This is a genomic window from Modicisalibacter sp. MOD 31.J (assembly GCF_020147985.1).
GTDB classification, from domain to species: domain Bacteria; phylum Pseudomonadota; class Gammaproteobacteria; order Pseudomonadales; family Halomonadaceae; genus Modicisalibacter; species Modicisalibacter coralii.
Map to the genome: position 1 here is coordinate 127685 of NZ_JAGXFF010000003.1, position 16498 is coordinate 144182.

Sequence of the window (16498 nt, forward strand, 5' to 3'; positions counted from 1 at the left end):
GTTCCACGTCAGGCGCCTTCCGAGACCAGCTCATTCTCGAGTTGCTCGAGGGCTTCCTCGGCCTCGAGCCAGGCCTCCTCGAGCGATTCGACCTCGCCCTTGAGTTCGCCCTGGCGGGCCAGCAGATCGGTGAGTTCGGCCTTGCGGGCGGCGTCGGTATAGAGGTCGGGATCGCCCAGTGCCTCTTCCAGCGTCACCAGCCGCGACTGGGCCTCGGTCATGCGCTTCTCGGCCCGGTCGCGCTGACGCTTGAGCGGGCGCAGCTTCTCGCGCAGCGCGGCGGCGGCGCGGCGGGCCGCCTTGCGGTCGGCCGGCGGCGCCTCGCCGTCCGATACATCGCCCTGCGCCTCGCGGCGGGCTTCCTCGAGGCGGTTCTTGAGCCACACCCGATAGTCATCGAGGTCACCGTCGAACGGCGCCACCGTGCCATCGGCGACCCGCCAGAACTCGTCCACCGTGGCCCGCAGCAGGTGACGGTCGTGGGAGACCACGATCACCGTGCCCTCGAAACTGGCCAGCGCCTCGGTGAGCGCCTCGCGCATTTCCAGGTCGAGGTGGTTGGTGGGCTCGTCGAGCAGCAGCAGGTTGGGCTTCTGCCAGGCGACCAGGGCCAGCGCCAGCCGCGCCTTCTCGCCGCCGGAGAAACGCGCCACCTCGCCGAACACGTCGTCGCCGCGAAAGCCGAAACCGCCCAGGAAGTTGCGGATCGCCTGTTCGCTGGCCGTCGGCGAGAGCCGCTGCACGTGCAGGAACGGCGTTGCCTTGAGATCGAGCCCCTCGAGCTGGTGCTGGGCAAAATAGCCGATCGCCAGATGCTCGCCGGGGACGCGCTGGCCGGCGAGCAGCGGCAGTGCGCCGGTCAGCGACTTGATCAGCGTCGACTTGCCGGCGCCGTTGGGGCCCAGCAGGCCGATGCGCTGCCCCGGCAGCAGCGTCAGCCTGACGTCGCGCAGCAGCGGCGTGGCGTAGCCCAGCTGGGCGTCGTCGAGGACCAACAAGGGATGCGAGGTCTTGTCGGCGGACGGCAGGGTGAAGTGGAACGGCGAATCGACGTGGGCGACGGCGATGGTCTCCATGCGTTCGAGCATCTTCAGCCGGCTCTGGGCCTGGCGCGCCTTGGTGGCCTTGGCGCGAAAGCGCGCCACGAAGCGCTCGATCTCCTCGCGCCGCGCCTGCTGCTTGGCCGCCTCGGCCTGCTGCTGGGCGAGTTTCTCGGCCCGGGTACGTTCGAAGGTGGTGTAGTTGCCGCTGTACAGCGTCAACCGGCGCTGATCGACGTGGATGATCTGATCGCAGACCGCATCGAGGAAGTCGCGGTCGTGGGAGATCAACAACAGGGTGCCGGGGTAACGCGCCAACCACTGTTCGAGCCACAGCAGCGCATCGAGATCGAGGTGGTTGGTGGGCTCGTCGAGCAGCAGCAGATCGGAGGGCATGAACAGCGTCTGGGCCAGGTTGACGCGCATCCGCCAGCCGCCGGAGAACGCCGACAGCGGCCGGTCGAGATCGGCCTGGGTGAAGCCCAGCCCGACCAGCAGCCGCGCCGCCCGCGACGGCGCGCTGTAGCCGTCGAGCGCCTCGAGCCGGCCGTGCAGCTCGGCTTCGCGGTGCGCCTCGCCGCTGTCACGCGCCGCGTCGAGCGCCGCCTGGGTGGCGCGCAGCTCGTGGTCGCCGTCGAGCACGTAGTCGAGAATCGAGCGTTCGAGGGACTCGACCTCCTGGGCCATGTGGGCGATACGCAGGCCACCGGAAAGGCTGACCTCGCCCCGGTCGGGACCCAATTCGCCGAGCAGCAGCTTGAACAGACTCGACTTGCCGGTGCCGTTGGCGCCGACGATGCCGGCCTTCTGACCATGGTGCAGCGTCAGCTCCGCCTCCTCGAAGAGCGGTTGCTTGCCGCGTTGCAGGGCCAGTTGGCGCAGTGCGATCATGCCTTTCTCCCTTCGACTCAGTCTGCATCATCAAGGACGCGCGGATCATGGCCGCCCATTCTACCCGATCCCCCTTCGCCTTGACCGCCCCGGATGCGCTGTGGCGCTATGCCTGCGGCCGTTACGCCGACCCCGACGTGGCCGCCGCCTGCCTCGCGCTGCAGGACCGCGCCGATGCCGACGTCTGCGAACTGCTGTGGCTGGGTTGGCTGTACCACCTCGGCCTGGCGGCGGATGCCGATGTCGGCGAGGCGCTGGCCCCGGTGCGCGATCATCAGGCGCGCACGACCCGCCCGTTGCGGGCCCGGCGCCGCGCCCTCAAGCCCCTGGCGCGCCCCGGCTCGCCGCTGGCCGAGTGGCGGGAGCAGCTCAAGCGCGACGAGCTCCAGGCCGAGCGCGAGGCCCTGGAAGGCTTGCAGGCGCTGACCCGACGGGGCGACGGCATACGCCGGCGAGGTCCCGCCGACGGGGACCTGTACACCACGCTCCTGCGCCATCTCGGCCACCTCGATCCTCGGCTGACATGCCCGTTGCGCGCGCTGGCCCAAGGCCTGGCAACCACGAAACCGGCGGGCCGCGAACCGCATGGCGAGTAGCACTGACGCGGCAAAGCTTGTAAGTTCAAGGAGACATGCTGCGCCTTCGCCCGGCGGCAACGCCGTCGTCGAGCTCAGGGCGAGATCCGTCATGTCGGTGGGCGTCACTCGGGTGAGGCGGTCGTCAGCAAAAAACGCGGGGAGATCGCCCGCGCGGGTTTTCCGGATTCCCGCCACACTTCGCCTGGGGGAGCCGGCATCGCGACGGGTAGCCCGTCAATGCCGCATGGGCGGGGCGCAGACATTCTCAGGAACGACGGCGGCCCGAGGTCTGCCGTCGGCGGCTCGCCATCCCTGACACAACAAGGAAAGCTGCGACATGACCCAACCATCCACCTCCTCCGGCGATAGCGCGAAGCGCCCGCGCGGCCTGATGCGCGCCCTGGGCGTTCTCGACCGCGGACTGGGCGTCATCGAACGCATCATCGTGGCCGGCAGCGTCCTGATCATGGCCGCCCTGATGAGCGCCCACGTGGTCGGCAACATCCTCTTCGGCAGCGGTATCGCCGGCACCTACGAAGTCACCGAGATGCTGATCGTGGTGATCACCTTCGTCGGTGTCGGCTACGCCGCCCGCCACGCCCGCCACATCAGCATGTCGGCCATCTACGACCAGCTCAGCGGCCGCCTGCGCAAGGCCTTGCTGATTCTCATCTGTCTCGGCACCGCCGTGCTGATGTTCTACTTCGCCTACAAGTCCGTCGAGTACGTCGTCACCCTCTACGGACGCGGGCGGACCAGTGCCTCGCTGCACGTCCCCATGTGGATCGTTTATCTCTCCCTGCCCATCGGCTTCGTGCTCGCCGGCACTCAGTACCTGCTGACCGCCGCGCGAAACCTCGTGAGCGAGGATATCTACCGCTCGTTCAACGAGAAGGAGAGCTACGCCGAGGTCCCCGACGAGGAAGCGCCTCAGAACGGGGACGCGTCGCGCGATGCGTGAGCCCCACACAAGCCCCGAACAATGACAGACGCGAGGACTTTTGCATGCTGACTTGGCTAGGCGTGATCATGCTCGTGCTCTTGCTGCTGGGATTCCCGATGATGGTCCCGCTCGCCGCAGGCACGCTTTTCATGATGTTCACCGGCATGACGTTCTTCGGCCCCGATCAGGCCGTCAGCTGGATGATCAACGGCGTGGGCAGCTGGGTGCTGGCGGCGGTGCCCATGTTCATCTTCGCCGCCGACATCCTCACCAAGGGCCACACGGCCAACCGACTGCTGGACGTCGTCGATGCCTTCACCCGACACGTCCGCGGCGGCCTGCCGATCACCACTGCCGCCTCCTGCGCCCTGTTCGGGGCGGTCTCGGGCTCGACCCAGGCGACGGTGGTGGCGATGGGCGGACCCATGCGCCCGCGGCTGCTGGCCAAGGGCTACAGCGACGACTTCAGCCTGGGGCTGATCATCAACGCCAGCGACATCGCGCTGCTGATTCCGCCGAGCATCGGCTTCATCGTCTACGGCGTGGTCATGAAGACCTCGATCGGCGATCTGTTCCTCGCCGGCATTCTGCCCGGCCTGCTGATCCTGGCGATGTTCGCCCTGTACTGTTACATCTATTCGCGCATCAAGGGCATCGAGGCGGAGCCCCGGGCCTCCTGGAGCGAACGCCTGCGCGCCATCCGCCGGGTGATCCTGCCGATGGGCTTTCCGGTGCTGGTGGTCGGCGGTATCTACGGCGGCTTCTTCAGCGCCGTCGAGGCCTCCGCCGTGGCGGTGGCCTACGCCCTGATCCTGGAAGTCGTCATCTACCGCCAGGTCTCGATCCGCGACCTCGGCAGCCTGGCACTGTCCACCGGCATGATCACCGCGGTGGTGTTCATCCTGGTCGCCATCGGCGCGGCCTTCTCCCAGACCCTGGGCACGGCCGGCGTGCCGGAGAAGATCCTCGGCCCGATCATCGACGGCATCGGCGACAACCAGTTCCTGGCGCTGCTGCTGATTGCCGCCGCCTTCTTCATCGGCTGCATGTTCGTCGACCCGATCGTGGTCATCCTGATCCTGGTGCCGATCTTCAAGCCGCTCGTGCAATCCACCGGCCTAGATCCGGTACACGTCGGCGTGATCGTCACCCTCCAGGCGGCCATCGGTTCGGCCACGCCGCCGTTCGGCTGCGACATCTTCACGGCCATCGCCGTGTTCCGCCGCCCCTACATGGACGTGATCCGCGGTACCCCGCCGTTCATCTTCATCCTGATGATGGCGACCCTGGTGCTCATCCTGTTCCCGGAGATCTCCCTGCTGCTGCCCTCGCTGGGCGGCGACTGACCCCGTCGTTCCCGACCCTCAGGCCCGGCCTCGCGCCGGGCCTTTTTCATCATCGCTTGCTGCCCGGCAGGCTTTTGCCAACACGGTTTGGCTCGTACCGGGAGGCGTGGGAGCGAGTCGATTCGCCATGTATCGGCCTCGGGGCTCCACCATCGGGAATAAATTCCCTCCCACTAGTCTCTCGCTCGTGGCTCGTGGCTCGGGCTCGTGGCTCGTGGCTCGTGGCTCGTGGCTCGTGGCTCGTGGCTCGTGGCTCGTGGCTCAGGAGCCAGACACGCAAACGCCCGGAAGCGTGGCTTCCGGGCGTCGAATCGGCGACGGAATCGCCGGGCCGGCACATGACCGGCCGGGGTATGGCGGTGTATCAGGAGCCCTGGTCGCTGCCGGCACCAGCCTTGTCGATCTGGTCGAGGACGATGTCCAGCGCTTCCTTGCCGCGCTCGCCGACCATGTCGACGTAGACCTGACGAATCGGCTTGGCCAGTTCGCGGAACTGCTCGCGCTCCTCGTCATTCAGGTGAATGATGTTGATATCACTCTTTTCCTTGATGGTGTCGAGACGCTCGGAATTGAACTGCGTCTGGATGTCATGGCCCTTCTGGACCATTTCGCCCAGCGTGGCGTCGAGCGCCTTGCGCTGGTCGTCGGACAGGCCTTCGTACCAGTCCTCGTTGGCCATGAGATTGGCCACGAACTGCGACTGATCGGCGAAGATCATGTAGTCCTGGACCTCGTAGAAGCCCATGTTCTCGTGGGCGAACACCGGCTGGATGTTGCCCTCGGCCTGGCCCTGTTGCAGCGCGCTGTAGAGCTCGCCGTAGGCGATGGTGATCGGCGACGCGCCGTAGGCCTCGTAGGTCTTGCGCAGCAGGCTGTTGTCCATGACGCGGATCTGCAGCCCCTGCATGTCCGCCGGCGTGCGGATCTCTTTGTTGGCGGTCCACACCTGATACCCCTCGGGCAGGGCACCCAGCGGTACCAGGCCACGCTCGCGGAACGACTGCTGCCAGGCATCGCTCTTGAGGAAGGCGTCGGAGTTGAGGATCTTCGCCGTCTCGAGCTGGTCGTTGGGCATGACGAAGTTGAGGCTCATCAACTGGCTCTCGGGCACCGTGCCGCCGAGAAAGCCGGAACCGAAGCCGATCTGGATCGCCCCGTTCTGGACGGCGTCGTACAGCGCCGAGTAGTTCGAGCCCCAGGAGCCGTACGGAAGCAACTGGACGGTGACGTCGCCGTCGGTCTTCTCCTCGATCAGCTTCTTGAACTCTTCGGCATAGCCGTACTGGACACTGCCCTCGGTCTCCTCGAGGCCGAAGCGCCAGGTATCGGCGAAGGCCGAAGAGGCGACCCCCACCATGCCCAGAGCGGTAACGCCGATGACGATATTGCGCATTTGCATCTCGTTCCCCTTTTTGTCGATGTAAATCCAGAAAAGAGCAAAGGCTTTACGATGTCAAGTTGGCGGCCAAATGACCCGGGATGCGGAACATAATCCACCCTGTTAGAGTCCCATGAGACGGTTTGGCGCCTTCATGCTCGCCAGCCGACCAATGACATCGCTTGCCGAATCGAGAATCCGAGGAGATTTCATGAAGACACGGGTGACCGCCGTTGCCTTGACGCTGCTGGCCACGGCCCCGCTGGCGTTGGCCGCACCGCAGAGCGACCAGGAAAAACTCAGTTACAGCATCGGCGTAACGCTCGGCCAAAGCCTGTCCCAGGACATCAAGGATCTGGACATCGACAGCTTCACGCAGGCCATCGAGGACGTCTATGCCGGCGACGACCTGCAGTTGAGCAAGGAGGAGATGACCCAGGCGCTGACCCAGTTCCAGCAGCAGAAGATGGCCGAGCGCAAGGCCGAGGCCAAGAAGCTCGCCGATGCGAACAAGGCCGAGAGCGAGAAGTTCCTCGCCGAGAATGCCAAGAAGGATGGCGTCAAGGTGACCGACTCCGGGCTGCAGTACAAGGTGCTCGAATCCGGTGACGGCGCCTCGCCGGACGACAACGACCAGGTCAAGGTCAACTACGAGGGCAAGCTGATCGACGGCACCGTCTTCGACAGCTCCTACAAGCGTGGCGAGCCGGTCGAGTTCCAGGTGGACCAGGTCATCCCCGGCTGGCAGGAAGCCCTGAAGAAGATGCACGTCGGCGATACCTGGATGATCTACCTGCCCTCCGACCTGGCCTACGGTCCGGCCGGCACCGGCGGCCCGATCGGCCCCAATCAGGCGCTGACCTTCAAGGTCGAACTGCTCGACGTCACCAAGCAGGACGACGACGCCTCGGCGAATGCCGACGACAAGGCTGCCGCCCAGCAGGAAGGCACCGCCGACGCCAAGAGCGACGAGAAGCAGGGCTGAGTCCTGCCCCCTCCGCCGGGCCGGTAGTCTCCCGGCCCTAGCGACGGCCTCCGGTGCCCCCGGAGGCCGTGTTGCTTGCCGCCCGCCGGTGCGTCACGGCTCCCGGCGGTGCACGTCGACGTCGAACCAGCTGCCCACACGCCCCTCGTCGGTACTCACGATCACCTCCACCCGCCACGGCGTGATCGCCTCGTCGCCGCTGCTCAACAGGCCGCGGCCGTGATAATGACCCGCCCCCCGCCTTTCGAGCACGTAACGGTTCAGCCCCAGGTTCATGTTGCGGCCGATGAATTCCACCACCACCCGACGAGCGTCGATGCCGTCGAGCCGAACGTCGATCGGCAGTGTCTCGAGCGGCACGATGGCCCCACCCAGCGACAGGGTGAGACCGCCCCCACCGCCCAGGCCGGCGTGACAGCTGCCGTGATGCAGGTCGCACGGCATGTCCGGCGGATACCAGGTGACCTCCTCGCTGCCCCCGCGGGTGTAATAGCTGATCAGGTAGCCCACCGCCACGATCATGGTCAGCAGGGTGATCACGATCAGTAGCTTGAGCAGGGGTGAGCGCGCGTTGTCATCGTCTTGGTGGTGCATGGGTTGCGTGGCGGGCCTCGTCGACAGGCGTCGGAATCGCGGTAAGCTTATCAGTTTGTCCGCGATCGTGACTCGCGTAAGGTTATCGAATCCCGTCGCCTCACGGCGTGTCATAGCCTGACAAGGAGAGTCGTCATGTCCGGCGTCCAGGACGCTCTGGGTCCCCTCTTCCTGCTGATTCTGCTGGGCGCCGTGCTCGGCTGGCGTCGCCTGCCCTCGGCGGACTTCTGGCCGGTCATGGAGCGGCTGATCTACTTCCTGCTGTTTCCCGCCATGCTGGTCGCCACCCTGGCCACCGCCGATGTCTCGCAGGTTCCCGTGGTCCGGGTGGCCATTACCCTGCTGGGCGGCATCGGCGGCTTTTCTGCGCTGCTGTGGCTGTTCAAGAAGCACCTGGCGCTGGCGGCGCCGGCATTCACCTCGGTGTTCCAGGGGGCGCTGCGCTTCAACACCTACGTAGGCGTCGCCGGCGCGGCGGCGCTGCACGGGCAGGCCGGCGCCACCGTGGCCGCCGTGGCGGTCGCGCTGATGGTACCCACGATCAACGTGCTGTGCGTGGCGAGCTTCATCGCCGCCGGCACCCTGGGCCCGTCCAGCCTGTCGAAGAGCCTCGCCGCGCTGACCCGCAATCCGCTGATCCTCGCCTGCCTCGCCGGCATCGCGCTCAACCTCAGCGGCATCGGCCTGCCCGGCTGGAGCGAGCGCGCCGTCGGCCTGCTGGGCCGTGCCGCCCTGCCGCTGGGGCTGGTCGCCGTGGGCGTGGCGCTACGCCCGCACGCCCTGCTGCGCATCGACCGCGGCGTGTGGGCCGCCAACACCATCAAGCTGGTGCTGATGCCGGCCCTGGTTCTCGCCCTGGCGACCCTCACGGGGCTCGATCCGGTGAGCCGGGACGTGGCCCTGCTCTTCGCCGCCCTGCCCACCGCCACCTCGGCCTACATCCTCGCCCGGCAACTGGGTGGCGATGCCGAGCTGATGGCGGCGCTGATCACCGGCCAGACCCTGCTGGCGATGCTCAGTCTGCCGCTGTGGCTGAGCCTGACGGGCTGACACGGGCTTTGTTGAAAATGTTTCTCGTTCTCCTTGACAGATAAAATGAGAATCATTACTTTTATCCGTGTGGTGCTCGCCAGGCATCACACGACCATCGCAGCGAATGTCAGGTTCCTGCCATGGTTATCTCCTCATCAGCTAGTCACGGTCTTGCGGCGACTCCTCGAGTCGCCGCCTTCTTTTTGTGTCCATGCAACCGCTTTCTCGACGAACCGACGAGCGAGTGCAAAAAAGCCTCGCGAAAGATTTGACATCTCAAATGCTAATGATTACTGTTTAAACACGATGCTCGTCAGACATCGTGGCCTAAGCAGGAAGTCAGGTTCCCGCTTATGGTTTCTCCTCATCAAGCTAGTCACGGTCCTTACGGCGACTCCTCGGAGTCGCCGCTTTTCTGTCGGGCGGGAAAACAGGCGGCGGTACGGGCATCCCCGGGGCAAGACGAGGCGCTCAGCCCTCGACGCGTTCGTAGATCAGATCCCAGACGCCATGGCCGAGCTTCTCGCCACGGGTCTCGAACTTGGTCAGCGGACGGAAGGCGGGACGCGGCACGTAGTGGCCTTCGGGCGCCGTGTTGCGCAGCCCCGGCGCCTCGCTCAGCACCTCGGCCATGTGTTCGGCATAGGCCTCCCAGTCGGTGGCCATGTGCAGCCAGCCGCCGGGCCTGAGGCGCGAGCGCACCAGCGCGACGAACGCCGGCTGGACGATGCGCCGCTTGTGATGCTTCTTCTTGGGCCAGGGGTCGGGGAAGAACAGCTGCACCCCGTCGAGGCTGGCCTCGGGCAGGCACTGGCTCAGCACCTCGAGGGCATCCTCGCGGTACACGCGCAGGTTGGTGAGCCCGCGCTTGTCGGCCTCGTCGAGCAGCTTGCCGACACCGGGCGCATGCACCTCGACACCGATGAAGTCGGTCTCGGGATGACGTTCGGCCTGCTCGATCAGCGAGGCGCCCATGCCGAAGCCGATCTCCACCACGCACGGCGCGCGGCGCCCGAACAGGGCCTCGAGATCCTGGCGCCCGTCGGCCACGCGCAGCCCCAGCCGCGGCCAGACCTCCTCGAGGCCGCGGGTCTGGGCGGCGGTCATGCGCCCGGCACGCAGTACGTAGCTCTTCACGCCGCGGCGCGGCCGTTCGTTGCTCTCTGGCGACGCCGCGGTCTCGGAAGAGGCGGCCTTGGGGGTATCGGCGGTCAAGCGATCGTCACTCATGTCGCGGAATTTCGGTCAGTCGGTGATACGGCCCTGGGTCGGGGACGACGCCTCGGCGTAGGCACGCCGCGGCATGCGCTCGGCGAGGAACGCCTCGCGTCCGGCCTCGATCGCCTTGCGCATGGCGCCGGCCATCACCACCGGGTGGCGGGCATGGGCGATCGCCGAGTTCATCAGCACCCCGGCACAGCCCATCTCCATCGCCAGCGCGGCGTCGGAAGCGGTGCCGATACCGGCATCGACCAGCACCGGGACCTCGGCATTCTCGAGGATCACCCGCAGGCTGGCCGGGTTGAGCAGGCCGTGGCCGGAGCCGATCAGCGACCCCAGCGGCATCACCGCGCTGCAGCCGAGGGTCTCGAGCTCCTTGGCGACGATCGGGTCGTCGCTGGTGTAGACCATCACGTCGAAGCCGTCACGGACCAGCTCATCGGCGGCCTTGAGCGTCTCGACCACGTTGGGATAGAGGGTCTTGTCGTCGCCGAGCACCTCGAGCTTGACCAGGTTGTGGCCGTCGAGCAGCTCACGCGCCAGCTTGCAGGTCCGCACCGCATCCCTGGCGGTGTAGCAGCCCGCGGTATTGGGCAGCAGGGTGTAACGCTCGGGGGAGACGGCATCGAGCAGATTGGGCTCGTCGGCGTTCTGCCCCAGGTTGGTGCGACGCACGGCGAAGGTGACGATCTCGGCACCGCTGGCCGTCACCGCGGCGGCGGTTTCGTCGAGATCGCGGTACTTGCCGGTGCCGACCAGCAGCCGCGAGGTGAATTCGCGGCCGGCGACGCACCACGGTTGATCCAGATGACGATCGGTCATGACAACTCCTGGGCCCCGCCCGAGGCAGCGATGGCCGACGGGCAGGCGCTACGGGATGGTGAAGGGGGCGACGGGCCCCGGTGACGAAAGACGGCCGACTCAGCCGCCGCCGATGGCGTGCACGACTTCGACCCGGTCGCCCTCGGTCAGGCGGGTCGCGGCATGCTGGCTGCGCGGCACGATCTCCTCGTTGACTTCCACCGCGATGCGCCGCCCGGCCAGGCCCAGCGTCGTCACCAGATCGCTGATGGTCGGCTGGCCGTCGAGATCACGCCGTTCCCCATTGAGCTGAATCTGCATGGCTACCCCCGCGTTCGTGGGTCGAAAAAGCAAAAGGCCCGTCGGGGTCGACGGGCCGTCATTTTAACGCCAAATCCTCACTCAGACATCCTTGGGCGGCCAGACGTCGGCGTCGACCTGATCGGGGCGCTTGAGCACCTTGGGATCGAACACCGGCTCGCTGACGCCCTCCTTGCGCTGTCGCTCGTAGTCCTTGAGCACGCGAATGGCGATCGGCGACATGATCAGGATGGCGATCAGGTTGGTGGTGGCCATCAGCCCCATCGCCAGATCGGCGAAGTGCCAGACGAACTCGAGCTTGGCCAGCGCGCCGATCATGGTCATCGCCAACACCACCCAGCGCAGCACGTGTACCGCCTTCTTGGCATGCCCGCGAAACAGGTACTCGATGTTCACCGCCGAGAACGAGAAGTTGGCGATGATCGAGGTGAAGGCGAACAGCAGGATGGCGATGGCGATGAAGATCTCGCCGAACGCGCCGAGGTGGTCGACCATGGCGTCCTGGGTGAGCTTGATGCCCTCGATCGACTGTCCGGCGGACTCGCTGAGCAGCGTTTCATAGACCCCGGAAAGCAGGATGGCCACCGCCGTGCAGCTGCAGATCACCAGGGTATCGACGAACACCCCGAACGACTGTACCAGCCCCTGGGCGGCGGGATGCTTGACCGTGGCCTGAGCCGCGGCGTTGGGCGCCGAGCCCATGCCCGCCTCGTTGGAGAACAGCCCACGCTTGATGCCGTTCTCCATCGCCGCCTTGATGGCGTAACCGGCCGCCCCGCCGACCGCCGGGCCGAAGCCGAAGGCGCTCTTGACGATCAAGGCCAGCATCGCCGGCACCTCGGAGATGTTGGCAAACAGGATCCACAAGGCGACCAGCAGATAGGCGATCGCCATGAACGGCACGATCAACTCGGCGGTGCGTGCCACCGACTTGAGCCCGCCGAAGATCACCACCGCCACCACGCAGACCAGCACCACGCCGGTCAGCCAGGTCGGAATGCCGAAGGCGCCGTTCATGCCCTGGGCGATGGTATTGGACTGCGCGGCATTGAAGGCCAGGCCGTAGGCGATCAGCAGGAATACCGCGAACAGCGCCCCCAGCCAGCGCGCGTTCAGGCAGCGCTCGATGTAATAGGCCGGCCCGCCACGGAACACGCCGTCCTCGTTGCGATGCTTGTAGGTCTGGGCAAGGGTGGATTCGACGAACGAGGTGGCAAAGCCCACCAGCGCGGTGATCCACATCCAGAAAATCGCCCCGGGGCCGCCCACCCACAGGGCGATCGCCACCCCGGCCAGGTTACCGGTGCCGACGCGCGCCGCCAGCGAGGTGGCGAAGGCCTGGAAACCACTGACCCCCTCGCCGGCCCCGCGGGCGGAAACGGTGACCTTGGCCATGTGGCCGAACAGGCGAAACTGCATGCCGCGGGTCATCACCGTGAACAGCACCCCGGCCCCCAGCAGCAGGTAGACGAGGATATAGCTCCAGATGAAGTCACTGACCGGGGTCATGACGGCATATAGGCCATCGCGCAAGGGCGCGATGAGCGAGACGAGGGATTCCATGGCATCATTCTCCTGAGCGTTCTAAGCCTTGTTTTCTTGGTACCACCGGTAGCCGGCGTGTCGTCAGGGAGCCCGGCGGCGGGCCGCATCATAGCGACCGGCGCCGGATAACGAAACATGAACGCCAACAGCGGGTTATTGCGTCCTTATTCAGGCAGCGCTGAATAAATTGGCGAGCGGTGTAAAGCACGAGGCGTACGGCGCACAGGAACCGGAGCCTATGGGGTATAGGTGAGGATTCCGCGCACCGCACAACGACGTGATTGGCCCGCGCAGCCATTTATGCAGTGCTTCCCAAGCGTAGTCATTCAGGAGTCTCTTAACATGCCGCATCGAGCCAGTTGGGTCGCGGTCGCGCTGAGCGGTTTCATCATGGTGGCGGCCGGCGCCTTCGCCGCGCACGGCCTGCAGGGACGGATCCCGCCAAGACTGTTCGACGCCTTCGAGACGGGCGTTCGCTATCAGGCCTGGCACACCCTGGCGATGCTCGCGGTGCTGGTATGGCGGTCACGACAACCGCTGCGCGGTCAGGCCGTGACGCTGAGTCTCTGGGGTGCGGGAATCGTGCTGTTCTCCGGGTCGCTGTATCTGCTGGCGCTCACCGGGACGCCGCGCCTGGGGCTGATCACCCCGTTCGGCGGGCTGCTGTTGATGACCGGCTGGCTGGCGCTGGCGGTGAGTGCCTGGCGGTCCCGGCCGGCCGGGACCGCCGGCTGAGCGCCGTGACGAGAGTCGCTCAGTCGTCGTCCTCGTCCCGGTCCGGGAGCACGTACGTCGCGGTGACGATCGCCACCGGCTCGTCGTCGCCGGCCGAGAACAGTTCGACCTCGCCGACCGCCAGACGACGGCCCAGCTTGATCAGTCGGGCGTTGGCGATCAGGTCGCGATCGCCGCGGGCGCGACGCAGGAAATGGCAGTTGATGTCGCTGGTGACCGCCATCGCCTCGGGACCGATCTGGGCGAGGATCGCCACGTAGAGGCAGACATCGGCCAGCGCCATCATGCTCGGCCCGGAGACGCAGGCCCCGGGACGCAGGTGTTCGTCCTCGATGGCCAGGCTCATGGTCGCGCGCATCTCGTCGACCCCCTCGATGGTGCCCTGACGGAAGGGAAAGACCTCGTCGAGAAACTCCTCGATGGCGGCAGCGGTCATCACGGTCATGGGGGGATCTCCTGGCGCTGGGCTCGGCGTGTCACTGCGCCCAAGATAGCGCAACGCAATCCGGCCGCACAGAGCGCGAGCCACGAGCATCAGACTAGCCCAAAGCCAGGGTTACCCCACGGGAAGCGCTGGATAAATCGCCGAGCGGGGCGTAGCGCAAGGCGCACAACACGCAGGAACCGGAGCCTATACGTCATAGGTGAGGATTCCGAGTATTGTGCAACGCCGCGCTACCCCCGCGCAGGCATTTAGGCAGTGCGTTCCTTGGCCTTGTGCACCGCCCGCCAATGATGCAGCAACGGCTCGGTGTAGCCCGCCGGCTGTTCGCGGCCCTTGAAGATCAGGTCCGAGGCGGCCTGGAAGGCGCTGGAGTCGGCCAGGTGCGAGGTCATCGGGGTGTAGTCCGGATCGTGCGCGTTCTGGTCGTCGACGACTTTCGCCATGCGCGCGAGGGTCTCCTTGACCTGGGCCTCGCTGACCACGCCGTGGTAGAGCCAGTTGGCGATGTGCTGGCTGGAGATGCGCAGCGTGGCGCGGTCTTCCATCAGCCCCACGTCGTGGATGTCGGGGACCTTGGAACAGCCCACGCCGTGCTCGACCCAGCGCACCACGTAGCCGAGGATGCCCTGGCAGTTGTTGTCGAGCTCCTGCTGGATCTCCTCGGCCGACCAGTCCGGGCGCTCGACCACCGACACGCTGAGCAGGTCGTCGAGGTAGTCGGTGGCCGGGCGCGATTCCAGCGTCTGCTGCACGGCGGCGACGTCGACCTGGTGGTAGTGCAGGGCGTGGAGCACCGCGGCGGTGGGCGAGGGCACCCAGGCGGTGTTGGCGCCGGCCCTGGGGTGGCCGATCTTCTGCTCGAGCATGGCGGCCATCAGGTCGGGCATCGCCCACATGCCCTTGCCGATCTGGGCGCGGCCGCGCAGGCCGCACTGCAGCCCGACCTGGACGTTGTTGGCCTCGTAGGCCTGGATCCAGGGGGCGCTCTTCATGTCGCCCTTGCGGCGCATCGGGCCGGCTTCCATGGCGGTGTGCATCTCGTCGCCGGTGCGGTCGAGGAAGCCGGTGTTGATGAACACCACCCGCGAGGCGGCCTCATGAATGCAGGCCTTGAGGTTGACGCTGGTGCGCCGCTCCTCGTCCATGATGCCCATCTTGAGGGTGTCGCGCGCCAGGCCCAGCACGTCCTCGATGCGCGTGAACAGGGTGTTGGCGAAGGCGACTTCCGCCGGCCCGTGCATCTTGGGCTTGACGATGTACACCGAGCCGGTGCGGCTGTTGCGCGGCTGATCGTCGCCCTTCTTGAGGTCGTGGATGGCGATCAGGCCGGTGAGCACGCCGTCGAGCAGGCCTTCGGGGATCTCGTTGCCGTCGCCGTCGAGCACCGCGGGGGTGGTCATCAGGTGGCCGACGTTGCGCACGAACAGCAGCGAGCGCCCGGGCAGGCGCAGGCTGCCGCCGTCGGGGGCGGTGTAGTCGCGATCCGGGTTGAGCCGGCGGGTGACGGTCTGGTCGCCCTTGGCGAAGGACTCGGCGAGATCGCCTTTCATCAGCCCCAGCCAGTTGCGGTAGACGCCGACCTTGTCCTCGGCGTCGACGGCGGCCACCGAGTCCTCGCAGTCCATGATGGTGGTCACCGCGGCCTCGACGAGCAGGTCCTTGACGTGGGCCGGGTCGGTCTGACCGATGGGGTGGCCAGCGTCGATCTGGATCTCCAGGTGCAGGCCGTGGTGGGCGAGCAGCACCGCCTCGGGGGCAGCGGCGTCGCCGCGGTAGCCGACCAGCTGGTCGGGGCGCGCCAGGCCGGTCTCGCGGCCGGTGCCGCGGCTGATGACCAGCTTGCCGTCGCGGATCGCGTAGCCGGTGGCCTCGCGATGGTAGCCCTCGGCGAGCGGGGCGGCCTCGTCGAGCACCTCGCGGGCGTAGGCGATGACCTTCTCGCCGCGCTTGGGGTTGTAGGCGGTGCCCTTCTCGGCGCCGTCGGTCTCGGGGATCACGTCAGTGCCGTAGAGGGCGTCGTAGAGGCTGCCCCAGCGGGCGTTGGCGGCGTTGAGCGCGTAGCGGGCGTTGTTGACCGGCACCACCAGCTGCGGACCGGCCTGCACGGCGATCTCGGCGTCGACGTCGGTGGTGGTGACGCGCACCTCGCCCGGGTCGGCGGCCAGGTAGCCCTGCTCGCGCAGGAACGCCTGGTAGGCGGCCGGGTCGCGCACCGCGCCGGGATGGGCCTTATGCCAGGCGTCGAGTTCGCCCTGCAGGCGCTCGCGCTCGGCGAGCAGGTCGCGGTTGGTCGGCGCGAGGTCATGGACCAGGGCATCGACGCCGGCCCAGAAGGCCTCGGGGTCGACGCCGCTGCCGGGCAGAGCCTCGTCGGTGATGAAGCGGTCGAGGTCGGCGGCCACCTTGAGGCGGTGGCGGGTGATGCGGTCGGTCATGGAAAGGGGTCCTCTTGCTGCGCTGACATCGGCACTCACGGGCCGATCGGGAATTCGTTATGGCAAGTCCGTTTATGGAAACCTCTTCCATATGCTAACCGATTCGCGGCCGGCTGTGATGCCCTGGTCGACTAAGGATTGACCCGCCGATCGCCGTCGAGCGGGTAGCGTGACAATCGGCGCGGCGCGTGGTCCTACACTCAGGAGT

General features: G+C 66.8%; 15 protein-coding genes. 6 read left to right on the forward strand and 9 right to left on the reverse strand.

Annotation, left to right across the window (positions count from 1 at the left end; all coding sequences use genetic code 11):
- Positions 1-8 precede the first annotated feature (8 nt).
- Positions 9-1931 carry an ATP-binding cassette domain-containing protein gene (locus KGR00_RS11225; RefSeq protein WP_224418603.1) on the reverse strand — a complete coding sequence of 641 codons (1923 nt, stop codon included), beginning with the start codon at positions 1929-1931 and terminating at the stop codon, positions 9-11.
- Positions 1932-1978: 47 nt separating this feature from the next.
- Here KGR00_RS11225 and KGR00_RS11230 point away from each other — a divergent pair, with 47 nt between their 5' ends.
- The 3 genes from KGR00_RS11230 (at position 1979) to KGR00_RS11240 (ending at position 4798) form a co-directional block, all read left to right on the forward strand.
- Entirely contained in the window at positions 1979-2527 is a 549-nt protein-coding gene (locus KGR00_RS11230) for a TIGR02444 family protein (RefSeq protein ID WP_224418602.1), read from the forward strand.
- Positions 2528-2846: 319 nt separating this feature from the next.
- The gene (locus KGR00_RS11235; RefSeq protein WP_129141028.1) at positions 2847-3470 is read left to right on the forward strand and encodes a TRAP transporter small permease; all 624 of its coding nucleotides are present in this window, start codon (positions 2847-2849) and stop codon (positions 3468-3470) included.
- A gap of 44 nt (positions 3471-3514) precedes the next feature.
- Positions 3515-4798: a TRAP transporter large permease gene (locus KGR00_RS11240; protein WP_129141027.1), complete on the forward strand. Its 1284-nt coding sequence runs from the start codon at positions 3515-3517 to the stop codon at positions 4796-4798.
- Between the two features lie 364 nt (positions 4799-5162).
- Here the strand turns inward: KGR00_RS11240 and dctP are convergent, their stop codons facing one another.
- Complete coding sequence (gene dctP / locus KGR00_RS11245; protein ID WP_325051847.1) at positions 5163-6191, reverse strand: TRAP transporter substrate-binding protein DctP; 1029 nt, start codon at positions 6189-6191, stop codon at positions 5163-5165.
- Positions 6192-6387: 196 nt separating this feature from the next.
- Here dctP and KGR00_RS11250 point away from each other — a divergent pair, with 196 nt between their 5' ends.
- Positions 6388-7161 (forward strand): FKBP-type peptidyl-prolyl cis-trans isomerase, encoded by a 774-nt coding sequence (locus KGR00_RS11250; RefSeq protein ID WP_129141024.1) that lies wholly within the window; start codon positions 6388-6390, stop codon positions 7159-7161.
- Between the two features lie 93 nt (positions 7162-7254).
- Here KGR00_RS11250 and KGR00_RS11255 read toward each other — a convergent pair whose 3' ends face one another.
- Positions 7255-7755, reverse strand: coding sequence for a hypothetical protein (locus KGR00_RS11255; protein ID WP_224418601.1), 501 nt, complete (start codon positions 7753-7755; stop codon positions 7255-7257).
- Positions 7756-7890: 135 nt separating this feature from the next.
- Here KGR00_RS11255 and KGR00_RS11260 point away from each other — a divergent pair, with 135 nt between their 5' ends.
- Positions 7891-8805 (forward strand): AEC family transporter, encoded by a 915-nt coding sequence (locus KGR00_RS11260; RefSeq protein WP_224418600.1) that lies wholly within the window; start codon positions 7891-7893, stop codon positions 8803-8805.
- A 453-nt stretch (positions 8806-9258) separates the two neighbouring features.
- Here the strand turns inward: KGR00_RS11260 and trmB are convergent, their stop codons facing one another.
- From trmB to KGR00_RS11280, 4 genes are all read right to left on the reverse strand, one after another.
- Positions 9259-10017 (reverse strand): tRNA (guanosine(46)-N7)-methyltransferase TrmB, encoded by a 759-nt coding sequence (gene trmB / locus KGR00_RS11265; protein ID WP_224418599.1) that lies wholly within the window; start codon positions 10015-10017, stop codon positions 9259-9261.
- Between the two features lie 15 nt (positions 10018-10032).
- Complete coding sequence (locus KGR00_RS11270; protein ID WP_224418598.1) at positions 10033-10830, reverse strand: thiazole synthase; 798 nt, start codon at positions 10828-10830, stop codon at positions 10033-10035.
- 99 nt (positions 10831-10929) lie between these two features.
- Positions 10930-11130: a sulfur carrier protein ThiS gene (gene thiS / locus KGR00_RS11275; protein ID WP_129141019.1), complete on the reverse strand. Its 201-nt coding sequence runs from the start codon at positions 11128-11130 to the stop codon at positions 10930-10932.
- An 81-nt stretch (positions 11131-11211) separates the two neighbouring features.
- Positions 11212-12693 (reverse strand): sodium:alanine symporter family protein, encoded by a 1482-nt coding sequence (locus KGR00_RS11280; protein WP_224418597.1) that lies wholly within the window; start codon positions 12691-12693, stop codon positions 11212-11214.
- A gap of 324 nt (positions 12694-13017) precedes the next feature.
- Here KGR00_RS11280 and KGR00_RS11285 point away from each other — a divergent pair, with 324 nt between their 5' ends.
- Complete coding sequence (locus KGR00_RS11285) at positions 13018-13410, forward strand: DUF423 domain-containing protein (RefSeq protein ID WP_224418596.1); 393 nt, start codon at positions 13018-13020, stop codon at positions 13408-13410.
- A 19-nt stretch (positions 13411-13429) separates the two neighbouring features.
- On the opposite strand, the gene KGR00_RS11290 is transcribed toward KGR00_RS11285, so the two are convergent.
- Together KGR00_RS11290 and KGR00_RS11295 are read right to left on the reverse strand one after the other, a co-directional pair.
- On the reverse strand, positions 13430-13945 hold the full coding sequence (locus tag KGR00_RS11290; RefSeq protein WP_325051846.1) for a PaaI family thioesterase: 516 nt from the start codon (positions 13943-13945) through the stop codon (positions 13430-13432).
- A 158-nt stretch (positions 13946-14103) separates the two neighbouring features.
- Complete coding sequence (locus KGR00_RS11295) at positions 14104-16290, reverse strand: malate synthase G (RefSeq protein ID WP_224424418.1); 2187 nt, start codon at positions 16288-16290, stop codon at positions 14104-14106.
- Positions 16291-16498 lie beyond the last annotated feature (208 nt).